The sequence below is a fragment of the Modestobacter sp. VKM Ac-2983 genome (genome assembly GCF_026967885.1).
Lineage (GTDB): Bacteria > Actinomycetota > Actinomycetes > Mycobacteriales > Geodermatophilaceae > Modestobacter.
In genome coordinates, this window is record NZ_JAPVBK010000005.1 from 62,629 (window position 1) to 78,035 (window position 15,407).

General features: G+C 75.6%; 13 protein-coding genes. 8 read left to right on the forward strand and 5 right to left on the reverse strand.

Annotated elements, in window-relative coordinates:
- A complete protein-coding gene (locus O2W18_RS19075; RefSeq protein WP_222193540.1) occupies positions 1-273 on the reverse strand; it encodes a BatC protein in 273 nt (90 codons plus the stop codon).
- 324 nt (positions 274-597) lie between these two features.
- On the opposite strand from O2W18_RS19075, the gene O2W18_RS19080 reads away from it, so the two are divergent.
- The 3 genes from O2W18_RS19080 (at position 598) to O2W18_RS19090 (ending at position 3,220) form a co-directional block, all read left to right on the forward strand.
- Complete coding sequence (locus O2W18_RS19080; RefSeq protein WP_269189014.1) at positions 598-1,299, forward strand: permease; 702 nt, start codon at positions 598-600, stop codon at positions 1,297-1,299.
- Positions 1,300-1,403: 104 nt separating this feature from the next.
- Positions 1,404-2,642 (forward strand): DNA polymerase IV, encoded by a 1,239-nt coding sequence (locus O2W18_RS19085; protein ID WP_269189015.1) that lies wholly within the window; start codon positions 1,404-1,406, stop codon positions 2,640-2,642.
- A gap of 140 nt (positions 2,643-2,782) precedes the next feature.
- Entirely contained in the window at positions 2,783-3,220 is a 438-nt protein-coding gene (locus O2W18_RS19090) for a DUF3040 domain-containing protein (protein ID WP_269189016.1), read from the forward strand.
- A 75-nt stretch (positions 3,221-3,295) separates the two neighbouring features.
- Here the strand turns inward: O2W18_RS19090 and O2W18_RS19095 are convergent, their stop codons facing one another.
- From O2W18_RS19095 to O2W18_RS19110, 4 genes are all read right to left on the reverse strand, one after another.
- Complete coding sequence (locus O2W18_RS19095) at positions 3,296-4,252, reverse strand: ribose-phosphate diphosphokinase (RefSeq protein WP_269189017.1); 957 nt, start codon at positions 4,250-4,252, stop codon at positions 3,296-3,298.
- Positions 4,253-4,328: 76 nt separating this feature from the next.
- Complete coding sequence (locus tag O2W18_RS19100) at positions 4,329-6,683, reverse strand: transglutaminase family protein (protein WP_269189018.1); 2,355 nt, start codon at positions 6,681-6,683, stop codon at positions 4,329-4,331.
- Positions 6,680-8,032, reverse strand: a complete 1,353-nt coding sequence (locus O2W18_RS19105; protein WP_269189019.1) for a DUF58 domain-containing protein — start codon at positions 8,030-8,032, stop codon at positions 6,680-6,682. Before O2W18_RS19105 ends, O2W18_RS19100 begins: the two co-directional genes overlap by 4 nt.
- A 30-nt stretch (positions 8,033-8,062) precedes the next feature.
- Complete coding sequence (locus O2W18_RS19110) at positions 8,063-9,112, reverse strand: AAA family ATPase (RefSeq protein WP_269189020.1); 1,050 nt, start codon at positions 9,110-9,112, stop codon at positions 8,063-8,065.
- Between the two features lie 215 nt (positions 9,113-9,327).
- Between O2W18_RS19110 and mraZ the strand changes: the two genes are divergently transcribed.
- The 5 genes from mraZ to O2W18_RS19135 all read left to right on the forward strand — a co-directional run bounded on the left by mraZ (position 9,328) and on the right by O2W18_RS19135 (position 15,396).
- Positions 9,328-9,762, forward strand: a complete 435-nt coding sequence (mraZ, locus tag O2W18_RS19115; RefSeq protein ID WP_269156976.1) for a division/cell wall cluster transcriptional repressor MraZ — start codon at positions 9,328-9,330, stop codon at positions 9,760-9,762.
- Between the two features lie 350 nt (positions 9,763-10,112).
- A complete protein-coding gene (gene rsmH, locus O2W18_RS19120; RefSeq protein WP_269189021.1) occupies positions 10,113-11,090 on the forward strand; it encodes a 16S rRNA (cytosine(1402)-N(4))-methyltransferase RsmH in 978 nt (325 codons plus the stop codon).
- Positions 11,087-11,878: a hypothetical protein gene (locus O2W18_RS19125; protein ID WP_269189022.1), complete on the forward strand. Its 792-nt coding sequence runs from the start codon at positions 11,087-11,089 to the stop codon at positions 11,876-11,878. Before rsmH ends, O2W18_RS19125 begins: the two co-directional genes overlap by 4 nt.
- Positions 11,879-11,881: 3 nt before the next feature.
- On the forward strand, positions 11,882-13,744 hold the full coding sequence (locus O2W18_RS19130) for a peptidoglycan D,D-transpeptidase FtsI family protein (RefSeq protein ID WP_269189023.1): 1,863 nt from the start codon (positions 11,882-11,884) through the stop codon (positions 13,742-13,744).
- Between the two features lie 95 nt (positions 13,745-13,839).
- Entirely contained in the window at positions 13,840-15,396 is a 1,557-nt protein-coding gene (locus tag O2W18_RS19135) for a UDP-N-acetylmuramoyl-L-alanyl-D-glutamate--2,6-diaminopimelate ligase (RefSeq protein ID WP_269189024.1), read from the forward strand.
- The last annotated feature ends 11 nt before the right edge of the window (positions 15,397-15,407 follow it).

A 15,407-nucleotide genomic window follows, 5' to 3' on the forward strand; every position in this document is an offset into this window, starting at 1 on the left:
TCAGGCCGAGCCGTCCGCGCCGCCGTCGTGCTGCCCGGGCGTGCCGCCGCCGGCACCGGAGTCGGCCGGACCCTCGGCGCCACCATCGGCGCCGCCGTCCGCGCCACCATCGGCACCGCCATCGGCGCCACCGTCGGCGCCGCCGTCCGCGCCACCGTCGGCACCGCCATCGGCACCGCCGTCCGCGCCACCGTCGTGCTGACCCGGCGTGCCCTCGGCACCGCCGTCGGCCGGCCCTTCCGTGCTGGTCATGTCGTCGTCGTCGAGCGCCATGGCTCCTCCGATCGTCGAGGTCGTGGCCACCGGTCGGCGACCACCCGGCCCAGTTCTACCGCGATGATCGACTCCCCACACCTCCTGCCCGTCCACAGTCCGGTCGTGCACGACCGGACTGTGGACGGGCAGGTGCGATGAGCGGTTCCACGTCGGCCATCCCGTCGGATCGACTGCCCGACCACGTGGACCCCGGGCGTCGTGCCGGACCCGGCGCCGTTTCATGACGATTCGGTCACGGTCCTGGCCGTGTCGTGGACAGCCGGGCCCGGCCGGGAACCTCAGGACCTGCCAGACACGACGACGCACGAGAGAGGACAGGTCATGACGGAGAGTCGTACACGCACCGACGTCACCGCCCAGGGCAGCAACGTGGCGCGGGAGGTGACGCCGGAGTCGACCGTCGGTGCGACCCGCGAGGTGCGGGCCGAGCCGGCGGTCCACGAGGTGGAGCGGCGCGAGGAGCCGACCCAGGTGTCGGTGGCCCCGCCGCGGCGTGACCGGGTCCGCTGGGGGCCGGTGTGGGCGGGCCTGCTCGTGGCCATCTCCTCCTTCGTCCTGTTCAACCTGATCACCTTCGCCCTCGGCTGGTGGGACCTCGAGGGTGCCGGCGGCTCCAACGGCGACTGGATCAGCACGGCGATCCTGTGGGGCGCCTTCTTCCTCGGTGGGCTGACCGCGGCGGCCTCGGCGATCTGGCGTGGGGTGAGCGACGGCATCCTGCACGGCATCCTGGTGTGGGCGCTGGGCATGGCGACGTTCCTCGTGCTCAGCCTGCTCGGCGGCGGTGCGGTCCTGGGTGCCGTCGGTGACGCGATCGGCCAGCTGGGTGTGCTGCAGCAGAACGCCAACGCGCCCGCGGCGCAGCTCGGCCCGGTCGTGGAGAACGCCCAGTCGGTGGCCAGCTGGGCCGTCCTGGTGATGGGCGTGGCGATCATCCTGTCTGCGCTCGGCGGTGTCCTCGGGGCCAAGATGTGGCCGTCCAAGAAGGACACCGAGCACGACCGGGTGACCACCGCCCGCTGACCTGTCGCGACAAGCCCGGGGACCGATCACGGTCCCCGGGCCCGACCCGCTATCGTCCCCGTAGGTCGAACGCATGTTCGATCGACGGGGACGCAGGGGGTGCAGTGACCAGGGACGGGGCTGCCGGTTGCACGTTGCTGCACGTCGACATGGACGCCTTCTTCGCCAGCGTCGAGGTGCGTCGGCACCCCGAACTGGCCGGCACGCCGGTCATCGTCGGTGGGGTCGGCAACCGCGGGGTGGTCACCTCGGCCACCTACGAGGCCCGCCGCTACGGGGTGCACAGCGCGATGCCGACCTCCCGGGCGCTGCGCCTGTGCCCGACGGCCACCGTGCTCCCCGGCGACCTCGACCTCTACGCCGAGGTGTCCCGGTCGGTGATGGCGCTGTTCCGTTCCCTCACGCCGCTGGTCGAGCCGCTGAGCCTGGACGAGGCGTTCCTCGACGTCTCCGGCAGCGGTCGCCGGCTGGGTGACCCGGTGGCGATCGGGGAGTACATCCGGGGCCGGGTCCACGACGAGCAGGGGATCACCTGCTCGGTCGGGGTGGCCGGCAGCAAGTTCGTGGCCAAGCTGGCCTCCACCCGGGCCAAGCCCGACGGGCTGCTGGTGGTGCCGCCGGCCGAGGTGATGGCCTTCCTGCACCCGTTGCCGGTGAGCGCCCTGTGGGGCGTCGGCCCGAAGACCGAGGAAATCCTCCTCCGGCTGGGCCTGCGCACGGTCGGGGACCTGGCGCACGTGCCGGCACGGACCCTGCAGCGGGCCGTGGGCCAGGCGGCCGGCAGTCACCTGCACGAGCTCGCCTGGGGGCGCGACCCCCGGCGGGTGGTGCCCGACGAGCCCGACCGGTCCACCGGTGCCGAGGAGACCTTCGGCACCGACGTCGACGACCCGCAGGTGGTCCACCGGGAGCTGCTGCACCTGGCCGAGCGGACGGCGGGGCGGCTGCGCTCGACCGGTCACCTGGCCCGCACGGTGACCCTGAAGGTCCGCTTCGCCGACTTCACCACGATCACCCGCTCCCGCACGCTGAAGGTCCCCACCGACGTGGGCCAGGAGCTGTACGACACGGCCCGCACGCTCTTCGACGCCCTGGGGCTGGACCGGGCCCGCATCCGGCTGGTCGGGGTGCGGGCCGAGGGGCTGGTGGAGGCGGAGGCGACCGCCCGCCAGCTGGAGCTGGGGGCTCGCGAGCACGGCCGCCGGGACGCCGAGCTGGCCGCCGACCGGGCTGCCCGGCGCTTCGGGGCCGGCGCCGTCCGGCCGGCCACCCTGCTCGGCCGCCGCCAGGTCCCGGGCGCCGGTCCGGTTGCGCGCGGCCCATCATCGGGAACGCCCCGCTGACCTGGCCCTCTGCCCCACGGAGGCGCCGCGGGGCGGGAACCTGGTCCGCACAGGGTGTGTCGACGGCGACTCGCCTTTCGCACGCCGCAAACGGCTCGTATCCTCGGTGCTACCGCGGGCGGACTGCCGCCGGTGGTTTCTTGTACTTGTACCTGGAGGTCGACGTGCCGCTCTCCGAGCACGAGCAGCGTCTGCTGGAGCAGATCGAGCGCGCCCTCGTCGATGACGATCCGAAGTTCGCCTCGACGGTCCGCACCGGTGACCGGCGGCAGAAGGCCCGCCGCAAGCTGCAGCTGGGCGCCGTCCTGGTGGTCGTCGGCCTGGCCGTCGTGGTCGGCGGGGTGGCCCTGCCCAACGTCTTCGTCGGCGTACTGGGCTTCCTGGTGGCCTTCGGTGGTGCCGTCCTCGGGGTCCTGAACTACAAGGCCGCGACCGGTGAGGTGCCGGCCGGCTCCGCGCCGGGCCCCGCCGGGCGACCGGCAGCCGGTGGCCGCGGCGGCAGCAGCAGCGCGAAGTCGCGCCGCCAGCCGCTGAAGAGCCGGCTCGAGGAGCGTTTCCGCCGCCGCTACGACCAGTAGCGCCCGCCGGCCCACCCGCTGAGCCAGCAGCCGCCGCCCCGTCGGGGACGGCGGCTGCTGGCCTCTCCGGCCGGCTCAGACCCCGGGCGTCGCCGTCGTGTCGAACAGCGCGCTGACCGACTCCCCGTCGTGGATCCGCTGCACGGCCTGGGCGAGCGCGGGAGCCACCGACAGCACGGTCAGCTTCTCCGAGACCCCGGCCGGCACCGGCACGGTGTTCGTGCAGACGATCTCCACAACGTCGGCCTGGGCACCGATCCGCTCCAGCGCACCCGCGGTGAACAGGCCGTGCGTGCAGGCCACCCGGATCGAGCGAGCGCCGTCGTCCCGCAGCCGGTCGATCAGCTCCAGCACCGTGCTGCCCTTGGCGATCTCGTCGTCCAGCACGATCACGTCCCGGCCGGCGACGTCCCCGATCACGGCGCTGATGCTGACCCGGTCATCGGCGTACCGCTGCTTGGCGCCCGCGGCGACCGGCACCCCCAGCCGCCGGGCGAAGGCCGCGGCCTCCTTGGCGTTCCCCAGGTCGGGGGAGACGACGGTGGTGCGGGAGAGGTCCAGCGCGCGGAAGTGGTCGGCCAGCTCGCGCAGGGCGTGCAGGTGGTCGACCGGCACGCTGAAGAAGCCGTGCACCTGCGGGGAGTGCAGCGTCATGGCCAGCACCCGGCTGGCTCCGGCCGCCACCATGAGGTCGGCGATCAGCCGGCCACCGATGGAGATCCGGGGAGCGTCCTTCTTGTCCGACCGTGCGTAGGCGTAGTGCGGCATCACCACGGTGATCCGGGCGGCAGACGCGCCGCGGGCCGCATCGATCATCAGCAGCAGCTCGACCAGGTTCTCCTGCACCGGGGTGACCAGCGGCTGCACCAGGAAGACGTCGCGCTCCCGGCAATTGGCCTGCAGCTGCACCTCGAGGCAGTCGTTGGCGAAGCGGGTCACCCGGACGGGCTGCAGCGGCACGCCCAGCTGGGCGCACATCTCCTCGGCGAGCTCGGGGTGGGCACTGCCGGCGAAGACGGCGATCTCGCGCAAGGGGCACTCCGCAGCTGGGGGGCAGCCGGTGGCGACGCCACCGACACCGGCAACCGTAGCCAGCCCGGCCCCGTGGTCAGGCCGGGCGGGGTCTGCGGGGTGCCCGGGCGGCGGTCCACCGGGCGGCCGTCGCCAGCGTGGAGGCCGGCCACAGCGCCGCCCGGACCCGCTCCCCGCGGGAGGATGACCGGAGCAGTGCCCGGCGCACCGTCGCCAGTGCCTCGGTCAGCGCCGGGTCCGGTGCGGACCGGGCTGCCGGTGGGCCGTACACCGAACGCTCCTGGGCCCGTGCCAGCGTCTGCACCGCGGCGACCGCGGCCGGGTCGGTCCCGGCGAGCTGCTGGGCCAGCTGCTGGGCCAGCTGGCGTGCCGTCGTGCTCCCGGGCGGCTCGACGGTCAGGTCGACGGTCGTCGCCAGCAGCTCCTCCCACAGGGCGCCGGGCTGTCCGTCGGCCAGCCGGACGGCGCGCTGCCGGCGGCGCGCGAGGTACGGCAGCGCGCCCAGGGCGAGGACGACCAGGGTGCCCGCTGCCCCCAGCAGCCACGGCCTGAGCTGTTCCTGGGGCGCGGCCTGGGGCGTCAGCGGCGGCACGTACTGGTCGTCGCGGTCCAGCTCGGCAGCCGGTGGCGCCGGCAGCGGGGCCGCGCCGCCCGGCGTGAACGGGTCCGGGGTGCTGGTGTCGGCGTCGTCCGTGCGCGGTGCCCAGGGGAGCGCCACGGCCCGGTCGGCGGCGATCGGGGTCGGGTCGAAGGGGATCCAGCCCAGGCCGGCGAACCAGACCTCGACCCAGGCGTGCGCGTCGTCGGTGGTGACCACCCGGTCGCCGTCCTCGCCGACCTGACCGGGTGTGTAGCCGAGCACGACCCGGGCCGGCACCCCGGCCGCCCGGACCAGCACGGCCATGGCGCCGGCGTACTGCTCGCAGTAGCCACGCTTGAGCCGGAGGAAGTCGGCCAGGTCGTCGCCGGTGGTGCCCGGGCCGGTGGACAGGCTGTAGGTGAAGCCGTTGGCCGGGTCGGTGAAGAGGCCGAGCACGGCCCGGACCCGCTCGTAGGGCGACTGCGCCGGGTCGGTCAGCTGGTCGGACAGGGCGACGACGCTGGGGTCGAGCTCCGGCAGCGCCGTGTAGCGCTCCACCATCGGGTCGCCCGGGTCCTGGGGTGCGGCAGCCAGCTCCGCTGCGCTCGGTTGCGGCTGCTGGGAGGTGGACCGGTAGGAGAGGCCACCGGTGGTCTCGTCCCGGCCGAAGACGGTCCGGGCGGCCGGGTCGAAGCGCCAGTCCTCGTCCTCGGAGCCGAGCACCTGCACCGACAGCGGGGAGTCGAACAGCGGGAGGAAGCGGTCGTCGTGTGCGAGCACGGTGACCCGGGCGGTCACCTCGCGGCGGGACTGCCCGTCGAGGAGCGGTGCCAGGGGACCGTCGGCCGCGATCGACGACTGCCCGTCGAGGTTGCTCATCCGCCAGCCGACGTCGCCGCTGTACTCGTCCAGTGACACCGAGCGCAGGTACCCCGGGTCGGCCACCGAGGCGTCCACGGCCAGCAGGTCGATCGGTTCGGGGAGGCTCAGCTGGCCGGCCATCTCCGCCACCGGGTCCAGGGACGTCCCCACGCCGTTGCCGGTGCCCGCCCCGCCCCACCCCGCCGCGAGCGAGCCCTCGGCCAGGGTCGGCACGAACGCCGGCAGCAGCAGCCCGGCGACCAGGGCGACCAGGGCGGTGCGCAGGGCCGGCAGGGTGCCGGTGCCCATCGGCGACCCGCTGCCACCCCGGCCGCTCCCGACCAGCCGTGCCCGCTGGTCGGCCCACAGCAGGACGGCGAACCCGGCGGCCGGTGCGGCGAAGGAGATCAACGCCACCTCCCCGGTCACGGTGCTCACCGGGACGCAGTAGAGGACCAGCAGGCCGAGCCCGCCCAGGGCCGGCTGGCGGGCCGGGACGGCGAGCAGGTCGACGGCCAGCGCGATCAGGGCGACGAAGACGGTGGTCAGCGCCACCAGCCCGGTGAGCGGCAGCGCCGGGGTGGCCTGTTCCCGGATCTCCGCGGTGCCGTCACCGAGCAGGCCGGCCAGGTCGGCCAGGCTGCTCAGGGTCGGCAGCATGCCCACCCAGGCGCGGTCGGGCGTGAAGACGACGGTGAGCACGACGAGCACCAGGGCCACCTGGCCCAGCGGCACCGCCAGCCGAGCCGGGCCGGACCACCACGGGCCGTCGTCCTCGGCGGGGTCCACCAGCCGGTCCAGCAGCGCCCGCAGCGCCACCCCGCCCAGGCCGACGGCCGCCACCACCATCGTCACCGGCAGCAGCCACGTGCGGGCGGAGAAGACGGGGTCCAGCGCCAGCGCACCCAGTCCGACCGCGACCGCGACGGCGATCCCGGTGCCCGGACCGCCGCGGGTGGCCCGGGGCAGCTCGTCGACCTGGCGGCTCACGCCGGCACCGGTCCTGCGGCGCCGGCCCGGCTGCCCACCTGGCTCCACAGCTGCGCCACGGTCTGGTCCGGGCCGACGGTGGCCACCTGCCAGCCGGCCGCGCGGAGCAGGTCGCCGGCCTGCTGCTGCCGGGTCTCCACCTCGGCCCGGGCGGTGGGGGTGAGCGTGCGCCGGCCCCGGGTGGCCCCGGCGTCCAGCCAGCCGGCGGTGTCCACCAGCACCGCGACGTCCCGGCCCGGGCCGGACCGGGCGCGGACCAGCGCCGCGACGTCCTCGGGCCCGACGAGGCCCAGCAGGCAGATCGCCGGTCCGTCGGCCCCCGACCGGCGCAGCGTCTCCAGGCCCAGCTGCAGGCCGGGCTGGGGTGCCCCGCCCAGGACGGCGAGCCGCTCGAGCAGCTCGTCCGGGCCCAGCTGTCCCCGGCCGAGCGCCGGCGTGAGCTCCCCGCCGTCGGTCACGACCCGCAGCGCGGCCCCCCGGCGCAGCAGGTGGGTCCCGATGCTGGCCGCGGCCTCCACCACCCACTCCAGGGTGTCCTGCGGCGGGGCCGGGTCAGCCGCTGCGCCCTCGACCCGGCCCCCGAGCAGGTGCGCGGTCGACCGGGTGTCGACGAACACGGTCGCCGCGGCGCGCCACGGTCGTTCCTCCAGCCGGACCATCAGCTCGCCGGTGCGCGCGGTGGCCCGCCAGTGGACCAGCCGCAGGTCGTCGCCGTGGCGGTACTCCCGAGTGCTGACGTCGTCCTCGCCGTGCACGGCGATCGCGCGGCGGGCGCCCTCACCGCCGTCCCCTCCGGCTCCGGTCAGCGCGCCGCCACCGAGCAGCGGCACGACCCGGGGGAGGACCAGCAGCCCGGCGGTGTCGCTGCCGGTCGCCGTGCGCAGCACCAGGCCGAAGGGGTCGACGAGCCGCAGGCTCAGCGGCCCCAGGGTGTACCGGCCGCGCCGGGAACCGTGCAGTCGGTAGCGGAGCGGGGCGGTGCCGCCGCTGGCCAGCCGCTCCACGACGAAGCGCGGCTGCGGGCCCAGGTCGGCGGGCAGGTGCTCGGTGAGCAACCACAGCCCGCCGGCCCGCCGGTCGGCGTTGGAGACCTCCACCAGCACCTCGGCGGACCCGCCGCGCGGCAAGCGGGCCGGGGTGACGGTGCGCCGGGTCGCGACCCGGAAGCGCTGGCGGGCGATCCCGACGGCCGACACCACCGGCAGGGCGAGCACGAACAGGGCCAGCTGGACCAGGGCCCGCTCACCGAGCAGGGCGCCGAGTGCGACCAGGGTCAGCCCGGCGGCGACCAGGCAGCGGCCGCGCAGCGTGAGGGAGGACGCCGCGTCGGCGATCCGGGTGCGCGCCATGGAGGACCGTCCGTCTCTGGGTGGGCCGGGTCAGCGGCCGCCGTGGACGGGCACGGTGGCGAGCAGGTCGGTGACCACCCGCTGGGCGTCCCGTCGCGCCAGCGCCGCGTCCGGGGTCAGCAGCAGCCGGTGGGCCAGCACCGGGACCGCCATGGCCTGCACGTCGTCGGGGAGCACGTGGTCCCGGCCGGCCAGCGCCGCGGTGGCGCGGGCGGCACGGAGCAGCTGCAGCCCCGCGCGGGGGGAGGCGCCCAGCCGCAGGTCGGGGGAGCGGCGGGTGGCCTCGACCAGCGAGACGACGTACTGGCGCAGCGGCTCGGCGACGTGCAGCCGGCCCACCGCGGCCACCAGGGCCCGCACGCGCGCGGCGTCGACCACCGGGGCGAGCGCGGTGAGCGGGTCGACGGTGGCCCGCCCGCCGAGCATCGCCAGCTCGGCCTCGCGGTCCGGGTAGCCCATCGAGACCCGGGCGGTGAACCGGTCCCGCTGCGCCTCGGGAAGGGGGTAGGTGCCTTCCATCTCCAGCGGGTTCTGCGTGGCCACCACCATGAACGGCCGGGCCAGCTCGTAGGTGACCCCGTCGACGGTGACCTGCCGCTCCTCCATGCACTCCAGCAGGGCCGACTGCGTCTTGGGCGAGGCGCGGTTGATCTCGTCGGCCACCACCACGTTGGCGAAGACGGCGCCGGGCTTGAACTCGAAGGCCCGGGACTCCTGGTCGTAGACGGCCACCCCGGTGACGTCGCTGGGCAGCAGGTCGGGGGTGAACTGGATCCGGCGCACCGTGCCGTCGATGGTCCGGGCCAGCGCCTTGGCCAGCGTGGTCTTGCCGACCCCGGGGACGTCCTCGATCAGCAGGTGCCCCTCGGCCAGCAGCACGACCAGCGCCAGCCGGACGACGTCGGGCTTGCCCTGCACCACCCGGCCGATCGCCTCGGCGAGCTGCGCCCCCTCGGCCGCCACGTCGGCGTCGGTCTCCGGCTGCGTCGCTGTGGCGTCCTGGCCGGTGCCGTGCCGGGGAGCGGAGCGCAGCTCCGTCACCCCCCGGTCCGACCGCAGCTCTGCCGTGCCCTCGGTCACCCCGCTCACGGTACGTGCTGCTCAGCGGCGTGCACGGTCGATCCCGTTCCGCCGCCCGGAGGCGGTCGGTGGGGGCCGGTGGAGGGAAGGGGGCGACACGGCGTGAAGTGGTGTCCAGTGGGGGCCAGTGGGTTACTGTGTCGCGCAATGGGGAGGCAGGGGCCACGGATGGTGCCCGGCACGACCACAGGAGGACTGATGCAGGGGGTGATCCGGTGTTCGTCGGCAGCTACCCCCTGCGGCTCGACGAGAAGGGCCGGCTCGCCCTCCCGGTCCGCTACCGCGAGCTGGTGGCCGACGGCATGGTGATCAAGAAGGGCCAGGAGCGCTGCGTCTACGGCCTGACCATGGCCCGGGTCGCCGAGCAGAGCGCCGCGCTGAAGTCCATGGCGCCGGCCGACACCAACGCCGGCCGCATGCACGCCCGGATGAGCTTCGGCTCGATGGTCGAGGTCGAGGCGGACAAGACCGGCCGGATCACCATCCCGGCGAGCCTGCGGGAGTACGCCGGCCTGGACCGCGACGTCGTCGTCGTCGGCGTGGACACCCGTTTCGAGATCTGGGACTCCGGCACCTGGGACGCCTACGTGGCAGAGCAGGAGGCCGTCTTCGCCGCCATGGAGAGCGAGGGGATGCCGACCCTCTCCTGAGTCGACCCCCACCCGACCCCACCGCAGGACCGCCCCACCCCGCAGGACCGCACCATCCCGCACGAGCCGACTTCCCCCCGGCTCGACCGGGCCCGGACAGCGAGCCGACTTCCCCCCGGCTCGACGTCCACCGCACCGACCGCCCCACCCGCCCAGCTGCCCCAGCCCGACTCCACCTGGTACCGCTTCCCCGGCGCCAGGCGAGCCGGGCGGGGCAGCGGGCCGGGGCGTTGCCCCGCTCCCGCCCCACCCGCGCTCCACTGCGCACCACCCACCCCACTGCGCCCCACCCCCTGCCCTGCCGCTCGCCCCACCCCGTCCGCCCCCTGCGCAGCGAGAGGAGCCCGTCGATGAGCAGCCCCGAGGCCTCCGGGCCCGCGCTGCACGTCCCCGTCCTCCTCGACCGGGTCACCGAGCTGCTCGACCCCGCCCTGCAGGCACCGGGCGCCGTCCTGGTCGACTGCACGCTGGGGCTGGCCGGCCACTCCCTGGCCCTGCTGGCGGCCCACCCCGGGCTCCGGCTGATCGGGCTGGACCGCGACCCCGACGCCCGCGCCGAGGCCGCCGCCCGGATCGCCGCGGCCGGTCACACGGAGCGCACCACGCTGGTGCCCGCCGTCTTCGACGAGCTGCCCGACGTGCTGGCCGACCTGGGGGTCGAGGAGGTGCAGGGCATCCTGTTCGACCTCGGCGTCTCCTCCCTGCAACTGGACCGCCCCACCCGCGGCTTCAGCTACTCCACCGACGCACCGCTGGACATGCGGATGGACCCCACCGGGCCCCGCACCGCCGCCGACGTGGTCAACACCTACTCCCGAGGCGAGCTCGCCCGGGTGCTGAAGGTCTACGGCGAGGAGCGCTTCGCCGGCCGGATCGCCTCCGCCATCGAGCGGGAGCGCGCCCGGGAGCCGTTCACCGGCACCGCCCGGCTGGCCGAGCTGGTGCGCTCGGCGATCCCCGCGGCCACCCGCCGCACCGGGGGACACCCGGCCAAGCGGACCTTCCAGGCCCTCCGGATCGAGGTCAACGACGAACTCGGGGTGCTCTCCCGGGCCCTGCCCGCCGCCATCGACGCCCTCGCGATCGGTGGCCGACTGGTCGTGATCAGCTTCCACTCCCTCGAGGACCGCATCGTGAAGCAGACGCTCGCCGCAGAAGCCGTGGACCGCACGCCGCCCGGCATGCCGGTCCCGATGCCCGAGCACGCACCGGTGCTGAAGCTGGTCACCCGGGGCGGCGAGGCACCCGGCGAGGCCGAGCTCGCCGTCAACCCCCGGTCCGCCTCGGCCCGGGTGCGGGCCGCCGAGCGCGTCCGGCGGGCGGCATGAGCCAGCCGGCGCGGTCCGTCCCCCGGACCAGTGCACCGACCCCCCGCACCGGTGCGACCCGGGCGGGCACCGGCCGCACGGGCACGGCCCGGACGACGACGCGGACGACGACGGCCCGGACGACGACCGCACGGACGACGACGGCCCGCACCACGACAGCCCGGACCACCGGCCGGGCCACCACCGGTCCGGTGCACGTGCCCCGGGCCGCCCCGGCCCGGCGCAGCGGACCGGTCCCGAGCGGCCCGCAGCTGCGGCTGGTGCCGACCCCGGCCCGGGCCCCCCGCGGCAGCCGGCGGGCGGCGCTGCGCGGTCGCCGGGCGCCGTTCGTCGCCGTGCTCGTCGCCCTGCTGGTCGGGACGACGCTGGGCCTCCTGCTGCTCAACACCGCGATCGCCGTGGACTCCCTGCGTGCCACCGAGCAGCGGGTCGCGATGGCCGAGCAGGCCAAGGAGGTCGCTCGACTGGAGCAGCAGGTGATCGCTGCCGACACTGCTGCCGAACTGGCCCGCGCCGCAGCCGCGGTCGGGCTGGTCCCGCCGGGGGACGCAGCCCACCTGGTGCTGCAGCCCGACGGCAGCTCCGTCCTGCTGGGCAGCGCGACCCCGGCGACGGCACCCGTCGAGCCGGGGGCCGCCGACCCGGCGGCCGACGGGGCCACCGCGCCGCAGCCCGCCCCCGCCGACGCCGTGTCCCCCGACCCCGCGCCCACCGACAGCTCGCCCGCCGACAACGCGCCCGCCGACAACGCGCTCACCGACCCCGTGTCGCCGACCCCCGGGAACTGATCCGTGCCCCCTGCAGGTCCTCTCCCGCCGCATCGTCCGGCCGGGGGCCGCCGCACCCCGCCGCGGCCCACCGGGCCGGCCGGGCGCGGCGCGCCGCGCGGGCGTCGGGAGCCCGGGGCGCGGCGCCTCCAGCCGCTCGGGCTGACGCAGCGCGACCAGCGCAACCGCTGGGGGCTGGCGTTCCTGATCACCCTGCTGGTGGTGGTGGTCGGCAAGCTCGTGGTGCTCCAGGGGGTCGACGGGGCCGCCTACGCACAGGCGGCCGAGAACGACCGGATGCGCACGTACCCGATCGAGGCCGTCCGGGGGGAGATCGTCGACCGCAACGGCAAGGTGCTCGCCTACTCCGTGGACGCCAAGCGGGTCACGGCCGACCCGACGCTGGTCTCCGACCCCACCCGAACGGCGCTGGCGTTGACCACGCTGCTCGGCATCCCGGTCGACGAGCTGGTCGAGAAGCTCTCCCGGGAGGGGCGCTACGTCGTCCTGGCCGACGAGGTCAGCACCGACGTCACCGACCAGATCCGGGAGCTGCCGGCCTCCACCCAGGCCGGCCTGGTCTTCCAGGACGACCCCGTGCGGCTCTACCCGGCGGGCGCGGTCGGCGGCCAGCTGGTCGGCTTCGTCGGCAAGGAGGGCGACGGCCTCGCCGGGGTCGAGCAGACCTTCGAGGAGCACCTGGCCGGGGTCGACGGCGAGGAGCGGATCGAGGTGGACGGCGTCGGCAACCCGATCCCCTCGGGCATCGACGACACCCAGCCGGCGACCGACGGCAGCACGGTGCAGCTGACGCTGGACCAGGACCTGCAGTTCGTCGTGCAGCAGACGCTGGACGCGGCCTGCGCCGACGAGGCGACGGCCACGGCGTCGGCCGTGGTCCAGGACGTGCAGACCGGCGAGGTGGTGGCGATGGCCTCCTGCCCCGGCTACGACCCGGGGAGCTACAACACCACCGACCCGGCCCTGCTCGGCAACCCGGTCGTCTCCGAGGTCTACGAGCCGGGCTCGGTGATGAAGGCGGTGACCCTGGCCGCCGCCATCGAGGAGGGCAAGGCCACCAAGGACACGGTGCTCAACGTGGACGGGCACATCCAGGCCGGCGACGTCGTGGTCACCGACGCCCACGACCACGAGCCGATCGACTTCACCGTCACCGGGATCCTCGCCAAGTCCAGCAACGTCGGGTCGATCATGCTGGCCCGGGAGATCGGGGACAGCACCCTCGACCAGTACCTGCGGGACTTCGGCTTCGGCTCGACCACCGGCATCGAGCTCCCCGGCGAGAGCGCCGGCATCCTGGAGGACGCGGCGGACTGGACCGCCAGCCGCGCGGCCAACGTGCCGATCGGCCAGGGCGTCTCGGTGACCACCCTGCAGATGGCCTCGGCGTACCAGGCCCTCGCCAACGACGGCGTGCGGATCGCCCCGCGGGTGGTGTCCTCGCTCACCGCCGAGGACGGCACGGTCACCGAGGTGCCCCGGCCGGAGGGCGTGCGGGTGGTCAGCGAGTCCACCGCGGACCAGCTGACCTACATGCTCGAGGCCGTGGTCGGCCCCGGGGGCACCGCACCGCTGGGCGAGATCGACGGCTTCCGGGTCGCCGGCAAGACCGGCACCGCCCAGCGGGCCAACCCCGAGACGGGCGGCTACGCGGGCGGCGGCTACTTCACCACCTTCGTCGGCTACGCCCCGGCCGACGACCCGCAGTACGTGGTGGCCGTCGACCTCGAGCGGCCCACCAGCGACGCCGAGGGCGGCCAGGTGGCGGCCCCGGTCTTCGCCGACGTCATGCGGTACGCACTGATCTCCGGGGGCGTCGTCCCCTCCGGCGCGCCCCGCCCGGACTTCACCCTCACCGTCCCCTGAACCCCGCCGGCGCAGGGAGCCGGCCACCCGCCGGTGCGACACGGGGCCGCCAGGTGATCGGGTCGCGCTCCTCCGCGCCGGTAGATTGGACCGTCGTGACCCCGACTGCGCCCGGGGCGGCGTCCCGGCCGGCCGGGAACCGCCCGCTCTCCCTCGGTGATCTCGCCGACCTCGTCGGCGCCCCGGTGACCGGCCCGACCGCTGTGGACGTCACCGGTGTCACCCACGCCTCCGGCGACGTCCGCCCCGGTGACCTCTACGCCGCGCTGCCCGGCGCCCGCACCCACGGCGCCCGCCACACCGCCGACGCCGCCGCACGCGGTGCCCGCGCGGTGCTGACCGACCCGGCGGGGGAGGAGCAGGCCCGGGCCACCGGCCTGCCGGTCTGCGTGGTCGAGGACCCGCGGTCCGTGCTGGGCGCGGTCGCCTCCCGGGTCTACGGGCTCCCCAGCGAGCTGCTGACCGTGCTCGGCATCACCGGCACCAACGGCAAGACGACGACGAGCTACCTGGTCGAGGCCGGCCTGGCCGCCGCCGGGTGGGCCAGCGGCCTGATCGGCACGGTGCAGACCCGCACCCGCGGCCGGGACGCCGACGGGACGCCGGTGACCACCGAGCTGCCCAGCGTCCGGACGACGCCGGAGGCGGCCGACCTGCACGCCCTGCTCGGCACGATGGTCGACTCCGGCGTCCGCGCGGTGGTCATGGAGGTCTCCAGCCACGCGCTGGTGCAGGGCCGGGTCGGCGGGGTGCGCTTCGCCGCGGCCGGGTTCACCAACCTCTCCCGCGACCACCTGGACTTCCACGGCGACCCGGAGAGCTACTTCCAGGCCAAGGCGCTGCTGTTCGACGGGCGGGCCGCCGTCGAGGTGGTCGACGTCGACGACCCCGCCGGGCGGCGGCTGGTCCGCCCGGGCACGGTCACCGTCTCCGGCTCCGGTGCCCCGGGTGCGGACTGGTCGGCCACCGACGTGGCCGCCGTATCCACCGGTGGGTCGACCTTCACGCTGCACGGCCCGGGCGGGCGCAGCTGGCCCGCGCACCTGCGGTTGCCCGGCAGCTTCAACGTGGCGAACGCGGTGCTCGCCGTGGCGCTGCTGGACGCCGTCGGCGTGCCGCCGGAGACGGCGCTGCCCGGGATCGCGAAGACCGTCGTCCCCGGGCGGATGGAGCCGGTGGACGCCGGCCAGCCCTTCGTCGCCGTCGTCGACTACGCGCACACCCCCGACGCGGTGCAGACCGCGCTGGCCGCACTGCGCCCGGCCACCCCGGGGCGGCTGATCACCGTGCTGGGGTGCGGCGGTGACCGCGACCCGGGCAAACGGCCGGGGATGGGCGCCGCCGGGGCGGCCGGCAGCGACGTGCTGGTGATCACCGACGACAACCCGCGGTCGGAGGACCCGTCGGCCATCCGCGCGGCGATGCGCGCCGGTGCCGGCGAGGTCCCGGCCGACCAGCGCGCCGAGGTGCTGGAGATCGGCGACCGGCGGGCCGCCCTGGCGGCCGCCGTCGGGCTCGCGCGACCGGGTGACACGCTGCTCGTGGCCGGCAAGGGCCACGAGACGGGTCAGGAGGTGGGCGGTCAGGTGCTGCCCTTCGACGACCGCGTGGTGCTGCGCGACCTGCTGGCCGCCATCGAGGTGGGTACGTGATCGAGCTCGCG

What these genes read in the sequence shown, in the direction of transcription:
- rsmH (WP_269189021.1), top strand. Translation starts at nt 10,113, where the DNA reads ATGAGCAGCCCCGAGGCCTCCGGGCCCGCGCTGCACGTCCCCGTCCTC.
- O2W18_RS19125 (WP_269189022.1), top strand. Translation starts at nt 11,087, where the DNA reads ATGAGCCAGCCGGCGCGGTCCGTCCCCCGGACCAGTGCACCGACCCCC.
- O2W18_RS19075 (WP_222193540.1), bottom strand. Translation starts at nt 273, where the DNA reads ATGGCGCTCGACGACGACGACATGACCAGCACGGAAGGGCCGGCCGAC.
- O2W18_RS19105 (WP_269189019.1), bottom strand. Translation starts at nt 8,032, where the DNA reads ATGGCGCGCACCCGGATCGCCGACGCGGCGTCCTCCCTCACGCTGCGC.
- O2W18_RS19080 (WP_269189014.1), top strand. Translation starts at nt 598, where the DNA reads ATGACGGAGAGTCGTACACGCACCGACGTCACCGCCCAGGGCAGCAAC.